At 46.0% G+C, this 15,901-nt stretch carries 15 protein-coding genes and 1 other annotated feature; of the genes, 3 read left to right on the top strand and 12 right to left on the bottom strand.

What is annotated here, in order from left to right; translation table 11 throughout:
- Positions 1-30: 30 nt before the first annotated feature.
- Together MHB49_RS14745 and MHB49_RS14740 are read right to left on the bottom strand one after the other, a co-directional pair.
- Positions 31-786 (bottom strand): SDR family NAD(P)-dependent oxidoreductase, encoded by a 756-nt coding sequence (locus MHB49_RS14745; RefSeq protein WP_405156633.1) that lies wholly within the window; start codon positions 784-786, stop codon positions 31-33.
- Positions 787-1,114: 328 nt separating this feature from the next.
- Positions 1,115-1,591 (bottom strand): DUF6376 family protein, encoded by a 477-nt coding sequence (locus tag MHB49_RS14740; RefSeq protein WP_405156632.1) that lies wholly within the window; start codon positions 1,589-1,591, stop codon positions 1,115-1,117.
- A 140-nt stretch (positions 1,592-1,731) separates the two neighbouring features.
- Here MHB49_RS14740 and MHB49_RS14735 point away from each other — a divergent pair, with 140 nt between their 5' ends.
- The gene (locus tag MHB49_RS14735; RefSeq protein WP_247902576.1) at positions 1,732-2,700 is read left to right on the top strand and encodes a bile acid:sodium symporter family protein; all 969 of its coding nucleotides are present in this window, start codon (positions 1,732-1,734) and stop codon (positions 2,698-2,700) included.
- An 84-nt stretch (positions 2,701-2,784) separates the two neighbouring features.
- On the opposite strand, the gene MHB49_RS14730 is transcribed toward MHB49_RS14735, so the two are convergent.
- From MHB49_RS14730 to MHB49_RS14700, 7 genes are all read right to left on the bottom strand, one after another.
- Entirely contained in the window at positions 2,785-3,045 is a 261-nt protein-coding gene (locus tag MHB49_RS14730) for a hypothetical protein (RefSeq protein WP_405156631.1), read from the bottom strand.
- A 272-nt stretch (positions 3,046-3,317) separates the two neighbouring features.
- On the bottom strand, positions 3,318-4,403 hold the full coding sequence (gene asd / locus MHB49_RS14725) for an aspartate-semialdehyde dehydrogenase (protein WP_405156630.1): 1,086 nt from the start codon (positions 4,401-4,403) through the stop codon (positions 3,318-3,320).
- Positions 4,404-4,520: 117 nt separating this feature from the next.
- Positions 4,521-4,798: a binding site (T-box leader), on the bottom strand.
- Positions 4,799-4,989: 191 nt separating this feature from the next.
- On the bottom strand, positions 4,990-5,835 hold the full coding sequence (locus MHB49_RS14720) for a class I SAM-dependent methyltransferase (protein ID WP_405156629.1): 846 nt from the start codon (positions 5,833-5,835) through the stop codon (positions 4,990-4,992).
- Between the two features lie 149 nt (positions 5,836-5,984).
- The gene (gene galU, locus MHB49_RS14715; protein WP_405156628.1) at positions 5,985-6,857 is read right to left on the bottom strand and encodes a UTP--glucose-1-phosphate uridylyltransferase GalU; all 873 of its coding nucleotides are present in this window, start codon (positions 6,855-6,857) and stop codon (positions 5,985-5,987) included.
- Position 6,858: 1 nt separating this feature from the next.
- Positions 6,859-7,296, bottom strand: coding sequence for a GtrA family protein (locus MHB49_RS14710; RefSeq protein ID WP_405156627.1), 438 nt, complete (start codon positions 7,294-7,296; stop codon positions 6,859-6,861).
- Positions 7,289-8,275, bottom strand: coding sequence for a glycosyltransferase family 2 protein (locus tag MHB49_RS14705; RefSeq protein ID WP_405156626.1), 987 nt, complete (start codon positions 8,273-8,275; stop codon positions 7,289-7,291). Before MHB49_RS14705 ends, MHB49_RS14710 begins: the two co-directional genes overlap by 8 nt.
- Positions 8,276-8,307: 32 nt before the next feature.
- Positions 8,308-10,563: an ArnT family glycosyltransferase gene (locus tag MHB49_RS14700; RefSeq protein ID WP_405156625.1), complete on the bottom strand. Its 2,256-nt coding sequence runs from the start codon at positions 10,561-10,563 to the stop codon at positions 8,308-8,310.
- 203 nt (positions 10,564-10,766) lie between these two features.
- Between MHB49_RS14700 and MHB49_RS14695 the strand changes: the two genes are divergently transcribed.
- Positions 10,767-11,450, top strand: a complete 684-nt coding sequence (locus tag MHB49_RS14695) for a response regulator transcription factor (protein ID WP_405156624.1) — start codon at positions 10,767-10,769, stop codon at positions 11,448-11,450.
- On the top strand, positions 11,450-12,976 hold the full coding sequence (locus tag MHB49_RS14690) for a sensor histidine kinase (RefSeq protein WP_405156623.1): 1,527 nt from the start codon (positions 11,450-11,452) through the stop codon (positions 12,974-12,976). Before MHB49_RS14695 ends, MHB49_RS14690 begins: the two co-directional genes overlap by 1 nt.
- Positions 12,977-13,139: 163 nt before the next feature.
- Here MHB49_RS14690 and MHB49_RS14685 read toward each other — a convergent pair whose 3' ends face one another.
- From MHB49_RS14685 to MHB49_RS14675, 3 genes are read right to left on the bottom strand one after another with little or no spacing between them, the layout of a single operon-like run.
- A complete protein-coding gene (locus MHB49_RS14685; protein ID WP_405156622.1) occupies positions 13,140-13,724 on the bottom strand; it encodes a haloacid dehalogenase in 585 nt (194 codons plus the stop codon).
- Between the two features lie 43 nt (positions 13,725-13,767).
- Positions 13,768-14,355, bottom strand: a complete 588-nt coding sequence (locus MHB49_RS14680) for a GNAT family N-acetyltransferase (protein WP_405156621.1) — start codon at positions 14,353-14,355, stop codon at positions 13,768-13,770.
- Positions 14,356-14,394: 39 nt separating this feature from the next.
- Positions 14,395-15,861, bottom strand: a complete 1,467-nt coding sequence (locus tag MHB49_RS14675; RefSeq protein WP_405156620.1) for a S8 family serine peptidase — start codon at positions 15,859-15,861, stop codon at positions 14,395-14,397.
- Positions 15,862-15,901: the final 40 nt, after the last annotated feature.

Genomic DNA, 15,901 nt, shown 5'->3' with positions numbered 1-15,901 from the left:
GGCAGGCTGGATAGCCTCATAACTTCATTCTTATTTTGTTTTGAAGCTGAGGAACCCATCATCTACCGCAACCGTTGTACCATTCACTGCACTTGCAGCGTCACTGAACAGGAAGGTAACTACACTCGCTACTTTCTCCGGTTGAATGAGCTCTCCGCGCATATGCTGGGTGGCAAGTGCATCCTTCATCGCTTTGTCATCACCCAGGATTGGCGTCTCAATGAAGCCCGGCGCCACACCAATTACACGAATGCCATGCTCGGCAAGTTCCAAGGCACCGGATTTGGACATCATTACAACAGCTGCCTTGGCCGCATTGTAGTTAAAGCTTCCTACAGCAGCAATGCTGCCATAGATCGATGCTGTATTTACGATGGTCCCTTGTACGTTCAATTCAACCATTTTCTTCGCTCCATAATACATGCCGTAGTACACACTATGCTGGTCAACATCAATAACTCGGTGATAGGATTCCGGGTCCATCTCCAGAAATGGCTTCACAAGTCCAATGCCCGCATTGTTGAAAATACCGCTCAATGTTCCGTATTTCTCTACGGTCCACTCGACCAGGGCTTTGATCTCATCCCCTTTGGATACATCCACCCTATAAGCTCCTGCTGTACCGCCAGCTGCTTCAATATCAGATGCAAGTTTTTTGGCTCCCTCTTCGTTATAATCAGCTACAATGATTGTTGCACCCTGATCCGATAGCTGAAGCGCTGTTTCTTTGCCAATACCACTCGCTCCGCCCGTAATAATAATTACTTTTCCATGTTGTTCAGACATAACACAGGTCTCCTTTGATAAGAACATATTTTGGTGAACTAAAGTAAGCAACTATAATTTATGACATATTCTAATCATGTTAAATGTATCATCGCGTGATCAAACAACGAGGAATTAACTTCAATATGATCTAGATGTCATATCGAACACACAAAATCTATATATAGTTTTGCTAGTGCGAAGCTAAATATTCATCCGTTCCCATCCAAAGCAGGCTCGAACAATGAAAAACATGAAAAAAGACACTGTACACAAGTGATAATCACTTTGGTATAGTGCCCTTTTCGCGGGAGAACTCCGCTGCTTAATGACTTACTTGTTTAAAATCTTAATTGGATTCATTCCCGAGCCCACTTAGCGGATCTTTCAAATTATTAATATTGGTGATCAATTCGGGAATTCCTGTCTTCTCCCAGTTTTCTGCCGTAAAGCCCTCTTCTGCAAGCGTGTTCTCCAATTGACCCACAACTTCGGTTAATTGGTTGTTGTAACTGACCAAATTTTCATGAATACTTTCCCCGATCGCTGGTGCTGTTAACTGAGAGAATTCGCTGGCTTCCGCCTGAATCTGATCAATTTTCTCCTGTACCTGAGTGGTTATTTCAGGGTTACTCACCGCTCCTGATGCGAGCTCTTGCAGATCGGCTCCGGCGTTCGATACTTGCTCTATATAATCAGTAGCCCCGCTAACGTAACTCAAACTTTGATTCGCTTGTTCCACTACGGAACAGGCCGATATCACAAGAATACTTGACGCAATGAGGCCTGCCATCACTAATGTGTGTTTTCTTTTTCGTTTAATCATGATCATCTCCTCTTCTTCCATTTGAAGTGTTTTTTCAAATTTATGATAACTGCTCAGCATGCTTCATTGCAAATGGGTCTGCAATCCGCGTTATTAACATGTATAATATAGGAATCACACGGTAAAGGGATGTCAAGAATATGCTTCAGGCCTTAAATGTACGCTTGAACCGCATCATGCCACTGATTACCCCAATCAGCATTGTTATTGGCGTTCTATGCGGGAGTCTTCTTTCTTCTTATACCTTTTTGTCACCATGGCTTTTTGCGTTCATGACGTTTGCCGGAAGCATCAGTCTCGGCATCCGGGATTTTGTGAACGTGCTGAAGAAGCCTTTTCCACTGTTTGTTTGTCTGTTTATTTTGCATCTGGCGATGCCTCTGATTGCTCTTGGCATGGGTCACCTGGTCTTTCCAACGGATGCCTACACGATAACAGGCCTTGTTTTGGCTGCCGTTATTCCGACAGGTGTGAGCAGCTTTATCTGGGTTAGCATTTATCGGGGCAATATCGCTCTGACGCTGTCGATTATCCTGATTGACACCATGCTTGCTCCTTTCGTGGTACCGGGTGTCTTATCCTTATTGATCGGCACTAGTGTATCGCTGGATATGGCGGCCATGATGAGCAGTCTATTCTGGATGATCGTTGTCCCCTCCTTGCTCGGAATGCTTCTGAATGAATGGACCAAAGGGGCCATTGTTCCGGTCTGGGGGCCAAGACTGAATCCGTTCTCCAAATTATTTATGGCAGCAGTTGTTGCGATTAATGGCTCTGTTGTTGCCCCCTATTTGGCTGACTTCAACTGGCAGCTCGCTGGTCTAGCAGCCATCATTATTTTTCTGGCCTCATTTGGCTACGCCCTGAGTTACTTCGTTGCCCGATTGCTCGGTTGGAATGAAGCCGATCAGGTTGCACTTGTGTTCAACGGAGGCATGCGCAATATTAGTGCGGGAGCGGTGCTTGCTGTATCGTATTTCCCTCCCCCGGTTGCCGTCCCGGTTGTACTCGGCATGGTATTTCAGCAAATGTTGGCTTCGCTTGCAGGATACCTGCTCGGACGTCGCTCGCAGACTCTGCACAATGCCGATAAGACGTCTGTGGCCTAGCACAACATAAGCAAATCAAAAACGCCGACAATATTGTCGGCGCTTTTTTGGGTTTAGCTATGATGAAGCTACACATTCATAAACCTAATAATCCGAGAGCGAGATTCCGGTTCCAATAATCATTACGAAGACAAGGACGTATATAACAATCCCGATCGCTGCCCACAGCAACGATGCTTTTGCATAATTGGCTTTTGAAGGATTCGAATCCCCGAATGCCCAGACAAACAACATGATAATGTTTACAAGCGGAATCATCATAAGAAACAACGTGAGCATCCAACTACCGAAACTTACGGGCTGTGATCCTGGTTTATGTACTCTTTGATTAGCAACCTCTGACATTATATTTCTTCCTCCTTTCTTTTCCATTTCAATAGCTACCTGCTAAGACAATCTACTTCTACTTTATAAAAGAAAAGTTTGCCGTTAATAAAAATACCGGAAATCTCATGAATTTACAATGTAATATTTACCATATTAGTTTTAACAAAAAATTTTTATAATATATCCTCAATCTCCAATACATAAAAAGGACCTGCAATGAGTGCCACTTTAGAGTAAAGTGCCTACATGCAGGTCCCTATTCGGTCTATTCCTATTTTCACAATGACTGTTTATTTAGGCTGAATATATCCTTCAGCTTTGAGCAATTCAGCGATCAGAACAGCACCGCCTGCTGCTCCGCGCAGCGTGTTGTGGGACAGTCCTACAAACTTGTAATCATACAGGGAGTCTTCGCGCAGTCTGCCTGTTGATACGCCCATACCGCGCTCGATGTCACGATCCAGTTTCGTTTGTGGTCTATTCTCTTCTTCAAAATAAGTAATGAACTGTTTTGGTGCGCTTGGCAGAGCCAGCTCCTGTGGGCGACCTTTGAACTGCAACCAACGCTCCAGAATTTCGTCTTTGCTTGGTTTTTTCTCGAAGTTCACAAACACGGTTGCCAGATGCCCATCCGTTACCGGTACACGAATACATTGTGTTGTAATTAATGGAGCAGATGCTTTGACGATTTGATTATTTTCGATTCTACCCCAGATCCGCAGTGGTTCCTGCTCACTCTTCTCTTCTTCTCCACCGATGTATGGAATGACATTATCGAGCATATCTGGCCAGTCCGTAAAGTTTTTACCTGCTCCAGAGATGGCTTGGTATGTGGAAGCCACCACTTGAGTTGGATTGAACTCGCGCAACGCGTGCAGTGCAGGCACATAGCTCTGAATCGAGCAGTTGGGTTTAACTGCGATGAATCCGGTTTTGGTTCCGAGACGTTTGCGTTGAGCTTCAATCACGTCCAGATGTCCCGGGTTAATTTCCGGAATGACCATTGGTACATCCGCTGTCCAGCGGTGAGCCGAGTTGTTGGAAACAACCGGAGTTCCCGTTTTGGCATAAGCCTCTTCGAGCGCTTGAATTTCGTTCTTTTTCATATCTACAGCACAGAATATAAAATCAACCTGGCTCGCAAAAGCTTCAACTTGGGAAGCGTCCTGCACAACGATGTTTTTCACTGCTTCCGGGATCGCAGCAGCGAGTTTCCATCTGCCTTGTACGGATTCTTCGTATGTTTTGCCTGCCGAGTTGGCACTTGCTGAAATAGCCGTTACTTCAAACCATGGGTGTTCATTGAGCAGATCCACAAAACGCTGACCTACCATCCCCGTTCCTCCGACGATACCGACTTTCAATTTTGCTGACATAAAATCATCATTTCCTTTCGGTGTGAGTTTCCTCTTATTAAACACTATTCAGGCGTTTCCAAAGCGTGTAGCCAACATCCCGGAAAAACCAAAAAATCCCATCCCCAAGACAAAAGTCTCAGGGACGAGATTGTTACACTCGTGGTACCACCCAGATTCGCCAATATGTCACCATACCAGCCTCTTCGAGTTAAGGACTACTGCATTCAATCATGCGTATCCGCTTATACTCTCGCTCTGTAACAGGAGCTCCTGTCACACCATCCCTCAATTAGTAGAGTTCCGATGTGCTGCTCTGAGTCTTTATTCAACAAAAAATTCTTTACCCCTTTTCAGCTGCCGGAGCTCTCTGTGAAAGAATGCTTTTTATCTACTCATCTCTTCATCGCATTTGATATTGCGATTATAATATCAAAATTACCATCATGAAGTAAACACATTTTTTTGGATCATGGAATTTATACGTTTTCAGCAGAGCTGAACAATTCAATTATCGCAAGAAAAACTTCAGCTAAACGCGGTCTGTCTTCTGTGAAAAGTACGTCGATAGACCTTTTTTTATAAATTGCTGGAAATGGCTATTGCTTTACTGCTTTTTGGCAACAATTGCATACGTTCCCAATGGAGTTCCTGGCCCTGCGGTGTGATGTGTTCTAAGTAATTTCAATTCGGAAAGAAGGAGTGTTCTTACCTTATCCGGGATCGGAAGCATTTTCAGTTCCACAGGCGCTTCTGCCAATGTCATTTCGGTTTCCCAGTGACCGTCCTGCAGTTTGGGAGAATGGATCGAAACCTCTTCCTTAATCGTCCAGCCTGCCGAAGAGACAAGCTCTTGGATGTCCTCCGGTGTAAACAGCGTTCGCACATTGGAGAAGCTGTTCTCCTTGTAACATTCGACCTGGGACTGAATCAGAACAGATAACCAGTGTGAGAGTTGGCTCACATCTGTAACTCGTGCATCCCATTCGGCAAAACATAACTGATGTCCCCATGTCCTAACCTTGCTAAGAATCTGGGCAAGTTCGTCAAATGATTTCAAGTACCACGAACAATGGGAAAGCACAATCACATCAAACTCATTCTCGGCAAATTGGACCTGATCACTTAGAATATCGAAATCATAATCCATTCGAATTCGGTTACCTAGCGGAGATTTCCGCAGATTGGCTGCCGCTTCACCCACAGTTAGCGGTGCACCATAACTCTCTGGTGCAATGTCTACACCATGAACGTAACCATGCTCCCCCACCAGATGCGCAAGCACGGCCGTTGTATCTCCCTGACCACATCCGATTTCCAAAACGCGGCTGCCTTCTTTGATTCCCCAAAAGAGTCCCAGTTTCAACCGATGCTCGGTCTGAATGTATTGAATGGCGGCGTTATCCTCCACATCCATACACTGAATAAGATCCTTTATAACAGATTCATGCATATGATTCCTCACTCCTCAAAGAGCAACTTGAACTTCAAGCTCATTGTAGCGTGACAGGAAGCATTGTACAATGCTGGAGTCTATGCCAGAAGCATGGCACGGAGGATCCCCCGTCCTACAGCAGATATAAACGCCTGCTACATATGCCCCTATGCCCACTGAGTTGAAAGTTTCTGAAGATATGGAGTCAGTATGGGCTGTAATTCCTTACGCATCAGTCCGATCTCCAAGATCGCCTGAATATATCCGAACTGATCACCAATATCGTAGCGGCGTCCTTCCAGTTCAAGAGCCAGCAGCTCTTCCACCTGGCTTACTTCTTTCAGCGCATCCGTTAGCTGATATTCCCCACCAGCACCTCTTTCAATTCGATCCAGAATGGGAAAGATGGACGGTTTCAGAATGTAACGTCCCATCACGGCTGTTCGCGAGGGCGCTTCTGCAATGGAAGGCTTTTCGACCAAATTGGTGATCCGGTGAACACGATCCTCCGCCCCCTGTGAATCAATAATCCCATATTTAATCACATCAGCAGCCTGCACTTGCCGCACGCCAACAATCTGACTGCCTGTCTTTTCATATAAATGAATCATCTGTGCGAGCGCCGGTGGATCAGACACCATAATATCATCTCCAAGTAGTACCGCGAATGGATCGTCTCCCACAAACTGACGAGCACATCCAATCGCATGGCCTAATCCAAGCGGCTCTTTTTGCCGGATAAAATGAATACTCGCCATTTCGCTGATCGCTTGCACCTCTTCCAGTAGTGCTTGCTTGCCTTTGGCGTACAGGGAGTGCTCCAACTCAACCGACTTGTCAAAATGATCCTCAATCGATTTTTTATTGCGCCCGGTTACGATAATGATATTTTCAATGCCGGATTGTACTGCTTCTTCCACAATGTATTGAATGGCCGGTTTGTCCACTATTGGCAGCATTTCTTTGGGTTGTGCCTTGGTTGCCGGCAAGAAACGGGTGCCAAGCCCCGCTGCCGGAATGACTGCTTTTTTAATTCTCATATCATGAAACACTCCTTTCATTCGCATCGGGTGAAGGGTCAGATCCTTGAACGGGCTCTGCCCGGAACACCCAATACCGACTGGCAATATAGTTTATAACCATGCCCGAGAGGGTTGCCAGTATTTTACTCATGACAACGCTCCAACCTAATGTGCTATTGCAGATGTACAGGATCAGGGAGGATAACGCCAGAACCACCAGATTGGTAATTACAAAACGTATGATTTCGTTTTTTTTGCCCTGTCTTCCCGCATCCTGAAAGGTCCATCTGCCGTTCCACCAGTAACTGTTCACGACCCCACAGCTATACGAGATCACCTGGGCAATTAGAGCATGTGCGCCTGCGGCAGCGAGCAGCGTGAATACCATCGCATCCACTGCCGTATTCAGGACACCCACAATTCCGAACTTGAATATAGTGACCAACCGATTAGTCATGATGAGCAACTCTGCCCGTTAACCGTGACTGACTTGACTGACTCTCCATCTGATACACATCTCTTACGATATATAGCGGACGCGCCTTCGTTTCATCATAGATTCGGCCGACATACTCGCCAAGAATGCCCAGCATAATCAGAATGAAGCCGTTAAAAATCAGCATGATGCTGACCATCGAAGGCCATCCTTTGATCGTTGAATCTGTAAATATCGCTGAAACGATGACACTTAACATATAGATGAAGCCGCCGATGGATAGAACAGCTCCTACGTAACCTGCAAGCTTGAGCGGTTTGTGTGAGAATGATGTAATGCCGTCCAGACTCAGCTTTAACATGCGTTTCAACGGGTATTTGGTCTCCCCTGCCAAGCGTTCATCCCGTTCATACTCAATGGCCGTCTGACGGAACCCCACCCAACTCACCAGTCCTCGAACAAATCGATTCTTCTCCGGAAGACGTTTCATCTCATCACATACCTTGCGATCCATCAGGCGGAAATCCCCGGTATCCACTGGAATATCTGTATCCGTCGATGCTCGCAGTACGCGGTAGAACAGGCTTGCAGACCATTTCTTGAAGCGGGTTTCCCCGCTTCGTCTGGTCCGACGGGCATAGACAACCTCATAGCCTTCCTTCCACTTGGCAATCATGTCCAATATCAGCTCGGGAGGGTCCTGAAGATCCGCATCAATAATGACGACCGCATCGCCTGCTGCAAAATCCATCCCTGCCGTAATTGCGATCTGGTGACCGAAGTTGCGTGCAAAATCAATCAGCTTTACACTTTCATCCCAGCGGGCGTAGTCTCGGATCATCTGTGCACTTTGGTCCACGCTACCGTCATTGACAAACAGCAGCTCGTAGCTCTCTCCCGTACTGCCCATCACTTTTTTCAGACGCCGATAAGTCTCCTCAATCACCGCTTCTTCGTTATACATTGGAATGATAATGCTGTAACGGCACTTTTGAGCCATGTTCCTTCCCTCCCTTTTCTCATCGATTACACTCATAATTTCACTTCATATAAAGTGGTTTGACCGCCAAAACCGGAACCGCTATCCATACCCGTCTTCCACTCAGACGCTGGGATTTCGGTGCCATGCTCCTTGATCCAGTCACCAATATCAGAACTGCCGCCTCGGCCGCCCATGCCACCTACCATGAAGTATTTCACTTGGCCACTTTTCACAAGTTGTTCCAGTTTTTCCGTGGTATACACCGGATCTGAGCCCGAGAACCCTCCAAGCGTAATGACTGCTTCATTTTCGTCGATGATATATGGAGCTGCCTGGTTATAGTCCGTCGTTGCGAAGAGATAGGTTTCACCTGTGTTATGTTCTCTCAAATAATTCAGTGTTGTGGTATCCACTTCTTCGTTACGGTTTCCCGCGCCACCTCGACCACCCATTGTAGGCATTCCTCCGCCGCCATTCATGTTTCCGCCTGAATTCGGAGGTGTTCCGTTGCCTGCATTGTTCGAGTACGCATCATCGGATGATGGGAAATTCGGATCGGTGTCCGTGTCATCTGATGCATTTGGCGGAGTCATACCCATTCCGCCACCATTGCGATCCCCTTGTCGATCTCCCATAGCCATACCCATTCCGCCAAACATCCCATTGGAACCTGTAGGACCGGCGGCCGGGATCATGCTGTTGCCTCCATACGTAATAGGGGTAAAGGCCCAATAGGTCGGACCGATCAGCATGACCATGAAGCCTGCGATAATCAGACCCTGTTTCCATGGATGTGAACGTTTAAGCATCACAATCAGAATAACTGTAATCAGAATGCCTGCAATTAATTCACTTATAGACCAAGCTGCCCCGATAGTTTCGTTATACACCTGCATGATATACCAGCCGAAGATGGTCGTAAGCAGCACGGATATCGGAAGCAGCCAGGCTTGCCAGCCATGGCGTTCACGATACGCCGTCCACATGGCTGCAAATCCTGCTCCGGTTAATGCCGCTACTGGAGGGGCGAGCATAATCAGATAATATTGATGGAAGAAACCCGCCACACTGAAGAAAGCAGCTACTGGAAGCAGCCAGGCCAGCCAGAACAAAGCTTCCTTATGCTTATCGGTTATGTTTCTCCGTCTTAACCCGGCAAAAATGGCTATGCAGCCAAGCAATACAATGGGCAAAAGCCAACTGGCCTGACCGGAAAGTTCAGTCTGGAACAAACGTAGAGGACCTTTTTCCCCCGTGCCAAACATGCCGCCCATGCCTCCACCGCCACCATTGCCACCTCCAAAATTCCTTCCATTAGGCATCTCGACACCGTTTGGCATTTGACCGCCCGGAAAAGTCATGCCGTTCATGCCACCCATTTCACCATTTCCAGGTAGATTGCCTGTTGGAGCCGAGCCACTGCCCGATTGATCGGTTCCTGAAACCTGGGAATTGGAGTTGCCACGAACATTACCTTCATCAGAGGCGTTTGGCATGCCAGCATTCGCTGATCTATTCTGTTGCCCAGTGAGACGAGATAAGCCGTTATATCCAAAAGCCAGCTCCAGCACCGAATTGGTTTCACTGCTGCCGATATAAGGCCGTTCATCTGTCGGTATAGAATCCACGGTGACCGCCCAGGATAAGGAAACGACTGCCAACACCGCCGTACTTCCTATCAGCAAAATGATTTTTCTTCTCCACTTTGCGTTGAATGCAAGCAGATAGAACAAGTAGAAAGCGGGAAGAATCATGTAGGCTTGCAGCATTTTCATATTAAAAGCAAGTCCAATGAGTGCAAAGGCAACCAGGATACGCCACGTACTGCCTTGCTTGCTTCCCTTGAACAAAAACAATGAACCCAGCAGCAGTGTAAAGACCAGCATGCTGTCAATATTGTTGGTACGGCTGACTGCTGCCACAACAGGAACAGTCGCCATCGCAAGTGCCGAGATTCGCGCCGCGGCAAGACCAAATGTAGGCTTGACCATGAAATATATCAACAGCACCGAACCAATCCCCGCTAACGCTTGCGGTAAAATAACACTCCATCCATGCAATCCAAAAACGTAAGCAAAAGCGGTTTGAATCCAGAAGACAACCGGTGGTTTGTCTACGGTTACCGAACCAGCCGAGTCGAGCGACGCGTAGAAGAAGTTATGGAAATTCCTCAGCATGCTCCCGACGGCGGTCGTATAATAGGAATTGGCATATTGGTCGTTCCAGATGCCATACCCGTTCAGAAATGCCGCCAGTAAAACAATCGGCAGAAGGACCAGATCAATCCTTCGTTTGGCGTTATTCAATCTCAATCACTCCTTCAAGTTCTTCATGTCTACTATTGTGACATGCCAAAGTAAAACTGGGATGAGTGCCCGCTGAATGTTGCCTGAGGATAACTTGCAAACTTTTCAGCTAATTTTCAGTTTGGGGAGCGATAATACAGCATATAGACCTCTAGAATTGAGGGTATGTAATCGATGGATTTAACGGGAGGGAACGCCTGCTTATGAAGCTAAGTACTGGCATTAAAATACTTTTGGCCGATGATGAACCACATATTTTGCAATTTTTGGAGCTTGGACTAAGCAACGAAGGCTTTGATGTACGTACGGCCTCGGATGGAGTCGCTGCACTTGAGGTGGCCCTCGACTTTCGTCCGCATATGGCCATTCTGGATGTCATGATGCCGGAGATGGACGGATTTGAAGTGGTTGAGCGTCTGCGCAAGAGCGGGGTTCAGATCGGAGTGATCATGCTGACAGCCAAAGATGAGGTCGAGAATCGGGTAAAGGGGCTATGGCTTGGGGCTGACGACTACATGATTAAACCTTTTGCGTTCGATGAACTGCTTGCACGGATTCAGGCAAGACTGCGTAATCAGTTTCCTTTATTAATAGGCGCAGTGACTCATGGTCCATTCCGAATTGATGATCAACGCAAAGAGATTTCCTATCATAATCAGATTCTGGAGTTGTCTCCTACCGAATATGAACTCTTAAAATTCATCGTGCTTAATCATGGTATTGTCCTGAGTAAAGCGACTATTCTAAACCGTGTATGGGGGTACGATTTTGGAGGAGAAGAGAATATTGTGGAGGTGTACGTCCGCTCCTTGCGTGACAAACTGGGAGATAAAGAGCATAAACTGATTCGTACCCTTCGAGGTGTCGGATACAGGGTGGATCTCTGATGGCCTTTTTATTAAAGAAAAATAAACATCTTTGGGCATGGATGCAACGATGGATCTCGCCACGTTCGCTTCGCTCTCAATTACTCGCGCGCTCCCTGTTCATTCTGGCTGCTCTGTTACTATTGATTGGGATACTTCAATTCTGGATTATGGAAAGCTTTCTGTATCGCAACCAAGCGAAAACCATGGAAGAGCAGCTCATGTCCATGCCCCCGGTCTGGCTTGGATCGTCTTCACGTAATGGTTCGACAAACAATCCTTTTGGCGGGCAATCCGGATCAGATCCAAGAGGATCAGGCAATCGTTTCTTGTACATTCCTGATCGTTCACTGGCCTTATTTGATAATCAAAGTGGTTTCGAGGATATTTTTGGTGAAGACGGTCTGACTGCTCCTCGTTTGACGTCCATTGAATATCAGAACATTACCGATCAGATCAACGATAAACAGCATGTTCCGTACCAAATTGTAACGGATAGCCAAGGCAATGAGCAGTTAATCGTCTTCTCCTCGCCTGGACCACGTAATCGCGGATTACCCATGGTGCAGATGGGTACTGCTACGAAACCACTAAAGGATCTGATTGTGAAACAGCTTCTGATCTTCTTGATGTTATCCCTACTGGCGATGGTGGCCGGGCTCGTGTTATACACCAAGGCGCTTCGGCGGACTTTGATCCCGTTGTCCAGTATGGTAGATACGGTACAACGGATTGATGCAGGCAGCTTGGGCGAACGTCTTCCTTCAATTCAGGGACAACAGGAAGTGGATCAACTGGCGCTTTCTTTTAACGGCATGCTGGAGAGGCTTGAAGACTCGTTTGAAGCAGAACGAGAGGCCCGGGAGCAAATGCAGCGTTTCCTGTCTGATGCTTCCCATGAGCTGCGCACCCCGCTTACCTCCATTCACGGATTTATTGAGGTACTCAAGCGCGGTGCAGCCTCCAACAGCGAGCAATTATATAGTGCTTTGAACAGCATGTACGGTGAATCAGTACGGATTAACAAACTTGTAGAGGACCTGTTAATGCTGACCAAGCTGGATCAGGCGCCTCAGCAGGAACAGGAAATCATCCAACTGGGCAGTCTGCTGCTCGAAATGCAGCCGCAGCTGGTCATGATGGCTCGGGAAAGACAAGTTCATCTCGACTTGACCGCTGAAGTCCATGTCATGGCTGATGCTCACAAATTGAAGCAGGTTGTACTCAACCTGTTCCACAACGCAGTACAGCATACCGATTCAGATCGGGGAGCCATCAGCATCACGTTATATGCCGCTCATCATAAAGCCGAGTTAACCGTCAAAGATAACGGCTCGGGGATTGAACCGGAGCATCTCCCTCACATCTTTGAACGCTTCTATCGAACAAGCTCTTCCCGTTCAAGAAAACAAGGAGGCGCGGGTCTTGGTCTTGCCATTACCCGTTCGATTGTGGAGTCGTATGGCGGGAAAATTACAGTGCGCAGCCAACCAGGTGCAGGAACGGAATTTACGATTTTGCTGCCATTGGTCAAGAGTGAATTCTAAGTCGAACGAGGCTTGCAAAACGCAGCTTTCCGTTTTCTTGCCACTCTTATCATATGACCAATACCCCTATCATTTCTGCAGAGAATTGATAGGGGTATTGGTTTAGCATCGAATTGATGGATAGGTGGATTGGTATGCAGTGCATCTGTATCGTGGATTATCGTTAGTCTGCGAGCCATCCGTCCATTTCAGCAATCCATTGATGCTGTTCATCAGCAAGTAATGTTTCCCATCCCAGCTCAGCTGCAGGCTTCAAATTTTTAGCTTGATCATCCACATATATAATGCGTGCACCCCTGTGTAGATGAGATTGTACAAGTTTATATATTTCTATATTTGGCTTGCAATATCCGACCTGATTGGAAATGGTTATGCTCTTGCAATACGGTTGGATCAACGGCAAAATGGGTTCAATCCATTCATGACAATGATTACTCAAGAGATGAAGTTCCGCCTGCTCGCTCCATCGTTCAAGACAATGCATGGCAGGCAGCAACTCTGTTGTTTGTTCAAGCAATTCATAAGCATACATCTTTTCAATATTGGGATATTGTGTTTGCATCCAGATCCAGAACCTCTCCTCTGTCAACCTTCCCGTCCACAAATCCTTGCGTATACCACTCAATTGCTCGATTAATACAGAAAAAGGCGTACCTGCATACCTAGCAAGCTCCTGCCAGAATGAAGAGGAAAGATTGGTGATCAGCACACCGGCCAGATCTAAAACAAGTTGGGGTTTGGAATCCATGGGATCACTCCTGTGCAGTCATCTTGAACCAATTACAGTAGGGTTAGTGTTGGTGCTTCAACAATTGGTAATGGTTGTACGGTTCATTTTCGATTTCAATCCTATTCAGATATTCAAAATTGCATTTCTGTATTACCTTATTCGATGCCTGATTCGTCAATAAAGCGATGGCATTCAATACTTTAACGTTTGTATTTTCAAATAAATACTGTGATATTCCTTGTACTGCCTGCGTTGTATAACCACGGTTCCGGAAGTGTTTCGAAATGCCGTACATAATTTCCCGATTGGGCGCTGGCAGTTCGTCCTTGATCCCCGAGCAGCACCATCCAATAAACTCATCATTTTCTTTGAGCACGATAGCCAAACGTAAACAGAGGTCTCCGATGTCTCCTCCCGCCAAAACAGCTTGTTTAAAATTCTGATTCTCAGGGATTTCGTATTGAGTGAGCCAAAGAGTTCTCTCTTCAACCGTAGCATTCCATCCCGGCAAAAATTCGTAAACCTCGGGCTGCCAGGTGATCTCCTGCAATTTCTGCAAATCCTCAAGTCGATACTCACGCAAATAAATATCTTTGCAATCAATGATTAATTCATCACTTTGTAAGGTTAGTTTCATAATTTGTTTCATAATGCCTCTTTTCATTGTTTTTATGGGTTTATTGAGAACCTAATTTTCTTTACAATATAAGGCTGTGTACCATTGCCATAAGGGCAATGCGTTGGCTTGTATGGAGTCAGGATCTTGCGTTTTTTCAAGTTGGGGGAAATACTCTGGGTATTGAGCCATATATTCGCTGACACACCATCGAACCGACCAATTGATATCTGTCGCAGAGTTCATCCAATTGTGTATTTCCTCCTTTGGAGCATTTTGCAATAACCCATGCATATACCACCCTCTTACGCCACCTTCTTTTTCATGCAATAAGCACTCCCAATAAAACTTCCGCTCTTGTTCGTTTATTGGTTCACGGAGGGTCGATACCGCAATTTTACGAACAATAGGAGATGAATCCTCAGTGAAATCCCATAACTCTTCTCGTGATAACACATTACTCCGGACTAACATAGTTAAAGCAAGCGCTCTTTCAATCTCATCCATCGAATGAATGGCCACAAAGGGGTTTTGAATACTTGTAATTAGTAAAGTATTTGGTATGTACTTTGGCCCACCAACAGTTTTTAGATAACGTATCGTATTAGCAACATTAATTCTCGGAGCAGGGTTATCATAACTCTCAAATGGGTCACCATACTCAACCAAGGCACGCCTCAACATATCGGAACTTAGTTCCGGAAATTGAGAGAACAAATAGGCGGCAACACCAGCGACAAGCGCAGCAGCTCCAGATGTTCCTCCATAATAAGATACACTGTGATCACGTTCTTCCGTTTTATAAGAAGGGATTGTAAGGTGTAGTCTGGGAGCCAAAACATCGGGTCTGAAGTGACCGTCTCCATTTCTGCCATAAGGTTCATCCGGGAAAGGAACATGTGATGAACGATCAGCCCTTCCACGATCAACGTAGCCACCAACCGCTAAATACTGTATTGGCGGCATAATGTTGTTTAAACGTGTATTCCCATTCGAGCAAATAACCAAAATCCCCTGTTGAACGGCTGAACCCAGTGCTTTAACTGTCGAGTTTTCTCTCGTATTTTGAAGATGAACTTCATCATCTAATGCCTGCCAACCCGTGCTTAGAATAATTTTTATATTCCATTCGATACCATGTTCAAGAATCCAGTCCATTCCTTTTTTCAGACGTTCTCCTTCTCCTGCTGTAAATGCTCCATGATCAAGAACGATATATGTTGCCGCTGGTGCAATTCCGACATGAATCATTCCCTCTAATCGAATTGGCTCATGTGTCAATGCCAGCACACTCATAAGTCCATGCTCACCTTTAAGGTGATCTTCCTCCCCGTTATTAGATGAAATGTCCTTCATGGTGACGGTCAGATTTTCATGTACGGTAACGCATTTAATTCGAGTATTTAAGTGATTTATGAGATGATGTGGCTTGATTGAATCAATAATTACAATCCCTACTCCCTGACCTGAAGTATGAACATCAGGGTGTTCAGAAAAACCTAACCTTTGCCATGTTGGATCGGGTATTGCTCTATCCACACGATCACCTCAGATTTGGATATTATTAAAACAATTTCAC

The sequence above is a fragment of the Paenibacillus sp. FSL K6-0108 genome (assembly GCF_045040695.1).
Lineage (GTDB): Bacteria > Bacillota > Bacilli > Paenibacillales > Paenibacillaceae > Paenibacillus > Paenibacillus pabuli_B.
This window is presented reverse-complemented; position numbering and strand designations above follow the sequence as displayed.

Bases quoted from the DNA above. Each gene is read 5' to 3' on its own strand.
- MHB49_RS14705 (WP_405156626.1), bottom strand. From the start codon at position 8,275: ATGGCTCAAAAGTGCCGTTACAGCATTATCATTCCAATGTATAACGAA.
- MHB49_RS14690 (WP_405156623.1), top strand. From the start codon at position 11,450: ATGGCCTTTTTATTAAAGAAAAATAAACATCTTTGGGCATGGATGCAA.
- MHB49_RS14695 (WP_405156624.1), top strand. From the start codon at position 10,767: ATGAAGCTAAGTACTGGCATTAAAATACTTTTGGCCGATGATGAACCA.
- asd (WP_405156630.1), bottom strand. From the start codon at position 4,403: ATGTCAGCAAAATTGAAAGTCGGTATCGTCGGAGGAACGGGGATGGTA.
- MHB49_RS14710 (WP_405156627.1), bottom strand. From the start codon at position 7,296: ATGACTAATCGGTTGGTCACTATATTCAAGTTCGGAATTGTGGGTGTC.
- MHB49_RS14745 (WP_405156633.1), bottom strand. From the start codon at position 786: ATGTCTGAACAACATGGAAAAGTAATTATTATTACGGGCGGAGCGAGT.
- MHB49_RS14720 (WP_405156629.1), bottom strand. From the start codon at position 5,835: ATGCATGAATCTGTTATAAAGGATCTTATTCAGTGTATGGATGTGGAG.
- MHB49_RS14730 (WP_405156631.1), bottom strand. From the start codon at position 3,045: ATGTCAGAGGTTGCTAATCAAAGAGTACATAAACCAGGATCACAGCCC.
- MHB49_RS14680 (WP_405156621.1), bottom strand. From the start codon at position 14,355: ATGAAACAAATTATGAAACTAACCTTACAAAGTGATGAATTAATCATT.
- MHB49_RS14685 (WP_405156622.1), bottom strand. From the start codon at position 13,724: ATGGATTCCAAACCCCAACTTGTTTTAGATCTGGCCGGTGTGCTGATC.
- MHB49_RS14740 (WP_405156632.1), bottom strand. From the start codon at position 1,591: ATGATTAAACGAAAAAGAAAACACACATTAGTGATGGCAGGCCTCATT.
- MHB49_RS14735 (WP_247902576.1), top strand. From the start codon at position 1,732: ATGCTTCAGGCCTTAAATGTACGCTTGAACCGCATCATGCCACTGATT.
- galU (WP_405156628.1), bottom strand. From the start codon at position 6,857: ATGAGAATTAAAAAAGCAGTCATTCCGGCAGCGGGGCTTGGCACCCGT.